The following is a 5,009-nucleotide window of genomic DNA, read 5'->3' as shown; positions in this document are numbered from 1 at the left end:
CCGGCCGCGCCGACCGACCCGGACCTCCCCGCGGCCCTCGCCCGGCTGGCCCGCGCCCTGGTCCGCGTCGCCTCCCCCCGGGAGCTGGCCCGCTGCCTGCTGGAGCACCTGGCCCCCGAGGGCGCCGCCGACGCCGTCCTGCTCTACGCCCGGCTGCCCTCCGGCGCGCTGGAACTGGCCGGGCACGCGGGTCTCGACGACACACTGGCCGCGCAGTGGCAGCAGATCCCGCCGCTCGGCGGGCTGGCCCCGACGGACGTCCTGCGCACCGGCGAGACGCGCTGGCTGGAGGAGTTCGGGCGGGACCGCGAGCGGTACCCGCTGATCGGCGACCCCCCGTCGCGGTGGCGCTCCCGGGCCTGGCTGCCGCTGCCCGACGGCGAGGCCGCCGACTTCTGCCTGGGGGTGCTGCGCCACCGCTCCGGCGTCTTCCTCCCCGCTGAGCGCGAACTCCTGCGGGCGGTCGCCGAGCTGTGCGCGGGGCGGCTGCGCGCGTTCGGGTCCCGGCGGGAGCCGGCCGCCGACGCCGACTCCGTACAGCGGGTGTTCGACGCGCTGCCGGTCGGGGCGATGCTCCTCACACCGCTGCGGTCGGACACGGGCGAGGTGCGGGACTTCCGGGTGGAGGCCGCCAGCGAGCGGGCCGGGCACGTCACCGGCCGCACCGCCGCGGAACTGGTCGGCCGGCGGTTCCTGGAGTGCTTCCCCGCCCTCGCGGGCGAACCCCTGTGGCCGGCCTGTCTGACCACCCTGGCCACCGGCGAGCCGTACGAGGGCGAGCCGTTCGCGCACCAGGACGTCGTGGCCGGCACCGCCGAACTGTCCACCTGGTCGGTGCGGGTGGCGCCGCTGGGCACCGGGCTGGTCCTGACCTGGCTGCGCCACGGCTCCTCCGACCGGCAGGAACAGCGGCTGGCCGACCTGCAACGCCTCGGCAACCTCGGCTGGGCCAACTGGAACCTCGTCACCCACGAGGCCGGCTGGTCCTCGCAGGTCTTCGCCATCTTCGGCCGGGACCCGGCGAGCGGCCCCGTCCGCCTCGCCGACCTGCCGGGCCTCGCGCTGCCCGAGGACCGGGCCGAACTGGCCGGTGCCGTACGGGCGCTGGTCGACGACGGCGAGCCGTGCGACATTCCGTTCCGCACCAGGACCCCGGTCGGCGTCCGGCATCTGCGGATCGTCTTCGAGGCCGCCGCGGACGCCGACGGCACCCCCGTCGAGGTGCACGGCTTCGTCCAGGACCTGACGGCCCGGCGCCGGGTGGAGCTGGCCCTGGTCGAGAGCGAGCAGGCGATGCTGACCCAGCACGACGTACTGCGGGCCGAACAAGCGTTGGCCGCCCAGCTCCAGCACGCGCTGCTGCCGCTGCCCCGGGAGCGGCTGCGGCTGGCCGGGCTGCGGGTCGAGGTGTCCTACCTGCCCGCGCAGGCCGGTGTGCACGTCGGCGGCGACTGGTTCAGCGCCATCGAACTGCCCGAGGGCGACGCCCTGCTGGTGGTCGGGGACGTCGCCGGGCACGGGGTGGGCGCCGTCGCCACCATGGCCCAGCTGAGGTTCACCGCCAAGGGCATGGTCATCACCGGTTCGTCGCTGACCGGCGCCCTCGCCCGGCTCAACGCGCTGCTGCTGCACTCCCGGGACACCCACGCCACCGCCAGCATGGTCCTGGCCCGCTACGAACGGGCCCGGCACCGGCTGGTGTGGGCGCAGGCCGGCCATCCGCCGCCGCTACTGGTCCGCGACGGCGCCGCACGCTACCTGGAGCGGCCGCGCGGCATGCTGCTCGGCGCGACGGCGGAGCCGGTCTTCGGGGAGGCGGAGGTCTTCCTGGAACCGGGCGACCGGCTCCTGCTGTACACCGACGGGCTGATCGAGCGGCCCCCGGAGAACATCGACCGGGGTCTTGAGCGGCTCGCGGAGGCCGCCGGGTCGCCCTGCCCGGCCACTCCGGACTGCCTGGAGCCGCTGCTCGCCGCGCTGCTGGAGGGCGAGAACCGCCGGGACGACGTCTGCGTGCTGGACATCCGGGTGCCCGAGCGGCCGGACGAGGCCGCCTGAGCGGCCGCGGGCGGCGTCCGGTGAACCACGCCTCGGCCAGGTCGTACTGTTCCCGGCCGAGCAGGCACACCGCGAGCAGGCACACCGCGAGGAACCGGGCGGCTGGTTCCCCGTCCGCCGCCGCCGTCACCGGTCCGTTGTGGTGGTGTCTGTCCCGTCAGGCCGCGAGGAAACGGCGCAGGGACGCCGCGAACGCCGTGACGAACGCCTCCCGGTCCGCCTCGTCCAACGCGTCCAGGGACAGGTACGGGTTGAGGTCCTCCAGTTCCACCAGGAGCAGGCCGCCGTCCCGGGTGCGGCAGGCGTCCACACGCTGGACGCCGTGACGGACGGTGTTCCAGTCGATGAAGCGCCGGGCGAACGCGAGGTCGTCCGGGGTGGGCACGCAGGGCACCAGCTCCCAGCGCCGGTCGGGGCGCGGGGCGTACAGCGCGTACTGGAAGGTGTCGTCGACGAAGCAGAAGGAGACCTCGTGGACGAAGTCCACGTGCGGCTGGACGAGGACGTCCTCGCCGGCGGCGGCGCACTCCTCGACGACGGCGCGCAGCCGGTCGGCGGGGACGGTCCGCAGGCCCACGGAGTCGGCGCCGAGCCGGGGCTTGACGACGTACTGCCCGGCCTCGGGCAGCCGGTCGAGACCGGCGACGCCGTCCACGGTCGGGATGACCGGGAAACCCGCGGCGGTCAGCTCCGTCAGGTACTGCTTGCCGGCCATGTCCGCGCGGCCGGTGAGCTGGTTGTAGACCCGCGTCCCGCGCGCGGCGGCGCGCTCGCGGAAGGCCGCGTACGCCCCCGGGTGGGCCAGCACGGGACCGCTGTTGCGGACCACGACGGCGTCGAAGGCGTCCATGAGGGCGACGGCGTCCTCGGGGTGGCACAGCGCCACGTCGAACTCGCCGCGCAGCCGGGACGTCAGGAAGATGTCCTCGTCGCAGTAGCGCCGGCCGCGGGCCGGGTAGGCCAGGTCGGTGACGTACAGCAGGCGGGCGCGGGTGGCCGTCATGGGGAACTCCTCGGATCACGGTTCGGGCGAGATCGTATGCGACCGCCGGGAAGCACTCAGTTCCTTCCCGCACGTCACTGCGTGCCATTCCGGGTGGTCGGGTGCTACGTTCGGCGACCATGAACGCCAGCAGTGCCCCGCCGCGCCGCGACGGACGCCCGCCGATGCGCGAGGCCCTGGTCGCGGCCGCCTTCCACCTCTTCCTGGAGCGGGGCTACGAGCAGACCACCGTCGACGACATCGTGGCGCTGGCCGGTGTCGGACGGCGCTCGTTCTTCCGGTACTTCCCGTCCAAGGAGGACGTGGTCTTCCCCGACCACGAGGGGTGCCTGGCGGACATGACCGCCTTCCTGGCCGCCTCCCCCGCGGACGCCGAACCGGTGCGCCGGGTCTGCGACGCCGCCCGGCTCGTGCTGCGCATGTACGCCGAGAACCCGTCCTTCTCGGTGCAGCGCTACCGGCTGACCAAGCGCGTCCCGGGGCTGCGCGCCTACGAGCTGTCGGTGGTGTGGCGGTACGAGCGGGCCCTCGCCGCGTATCTGCGCGAGCGGCTGGCCGGGCGTCCGGACGGGACGCTGCGGGCCGACGTGATCGCCGCCGCCGTGGTCGCCGCGCACAACAACGCGCTGCGGGCCTGGCTGCGTTCGGACGGCGTGGGCGACGCGGCCGCCACGGTGGACCACGCGCTGGGCTGTGTGCAGGCGGCGTTCGGCGACAGCGCCCGGCCGGCCACCGCCGCCGCCGGGCAAGGGGGTGAGGCCGGCGCGGTGAGCGGGACCCACGGGGACGTGGTGGTCGTCGTCGCCCGGCGGGACGCGCCGCTGTGGCAGGTGGTACGGGAGTTGGAGACCGTGCTCGGCCGGAGCTGACCACCCGATCGGCCGCACCATTCGACGGTACGCAGTGCCTTTACGACTGACACTGAGTGCCATACGCTGCTGTTCGTGCACGGTGGCACGGCGAACCGCGCATCCGCGTGCCCGAGGGACCGCGCACGCGGCATTCCGGCCGAGCGCCAAGGGAGTCGACCAGCGTGTACCACCACTCAGGAAACGTCGCTCAGCGGACAGCCGACTCCACGACGGGTGTGCTCGCGCCCATGGCACCGGCCACGGACGCCCTCGTCTTCCAGCGCTGCACCTGGTGCGGGACCGCCATGTACCACCGGGTGCTGTGCCCGGTCTGCCGGGGCAGCGACCTGCGCACGGAGCGCAGCGAGGGCGCCGGGACGGTGCGCCACTCCTCGGTGGTGCACCGCAACACCCCGGCCGCGCGCAATGTCTCGCTGATCGAGATGGCGGAGGGGTTCGTGCTGCGCGGCCGGGTCATGGGCCCGCCCATCGGAATCCACAGCGGGGACCGGGTGCGGCTGTCCACGGCGAAGGACCCGGTGCGCGGCGAGCCGGTCTTCCAGCTCGTCGACGAGCCCTACCGCGCCTGGACCTGACGGCGGTTCACGACCCGCCGGACGGGGGCGGCGTGAGGGTGGTCCTGATGCCCACGGTGCCCTTGAGGCCGCGGCGCGGGCTGCTGCCGGCGAGTACCTCGGGGCGGTCGCGGACCCGCCGCACCTTCCAGGTGTCGGCGGCCGTCCAGACGCCGCCGGTGTTCCGTTCTTCCGGTAGCTGGTGAACAACAGCAGGTATCCGCCCGCGCCGAGCCGGGCCAGTGGCGCCTCGTCCATGACCGGGAAGTCCGGGTGCCGGGCGCGGTGTCCACGAGTGCGCCGATCCGGCGGGTGAACGCCGCCGCCCCCGCCGCCGTATGGAACGGTGGCGCCCGGACCCCGTCGGCGCCGCGGCGTGGACGCCGCCCGTCCGGCCACGGGAGCACGCACATGAGGCACGTACGACGACGCACCGTCCGGCGGACGCTGCGGCTGGCGGCCGTCGGCGGGCTGCTCCTCGGCGGCACGATGGTGACCGCGGCCGTCGCGAGCGAGCCGGCC

General features: G+C 74.8%; 4 protein-coding genes. 3 read left to right on the top strand and 1 reads right to left on the bottom strand.

What is annotated here, in order from left to right; genetic code table 11:
- The coding region (locus tag UW392_RS16355; protein WP_320775737.1) for a SpoIIE family protein phosphatase at positions 1 to 2,058 on the top strand (2,058 nt) is incomplete at its 5' end.
- Between the two features lie 157 nt (positions 2,059 to 2,215).
- On the opposite strand, the gene UW392_RS16350 is transcribed toward UW392_RS16355, so the two are convergent.
- Complete coding sequence (locus UW392_RS16350; protein ID WP_320775736.1) at positions 2,216 to 3,061, bottom strand: hypothetical protein; 846 nt, start codon at positions 3,059 to 3,061, stop codon at positions 2,216 to 2,218.
- A 119-nt stretch (positions 3,062 to 3,180) separates the two neighbouring features.
- Between UW392_RS16350 and UW392_RS16345 the strand changes: the two genes are divergently transcribed.
- Together UW392_RS16345 and UW392_RS16340 are read left to right on the top strand one after the other, a co-directional pair.
- Positions 3,181 to 3,930: a TetR family transcriptional regulator gene (locus UW392_RS16345; protein WP_320775735.1), complete on the top strand. Its 750-nt coding sequence runs from the start codon at positions 3,181 to 3,183 to the stop codon at positions 3,928 to 3,930.
- Between the two features lie 164 nt (positions 3,931 to 4,094).
- Positions 4,095 to 4,508: a Zn-ribbon domain-containing OB-fold protein gene (locus UW392_RS16340; RefSeq protein ID WP_320775734.1), complete on the top strand. Its 414-nt coding sequence runs from the start codon at positions 4,095 to 4,097 to the stop codon at positions 4,506 to 4,508.
- The last annotated feature ends 501 nt before the right edge of the window (positions 4,509 to 5,009 follow it).

Source organism: Streptomyces sp. CRN 30 (genome assembly GCF_034105845.1).
The sequence above is the reverse complement of the archived record's forward strand: the minus strand, read 5'-3'. Positions and strand labels throughout refer to the sequence as shown.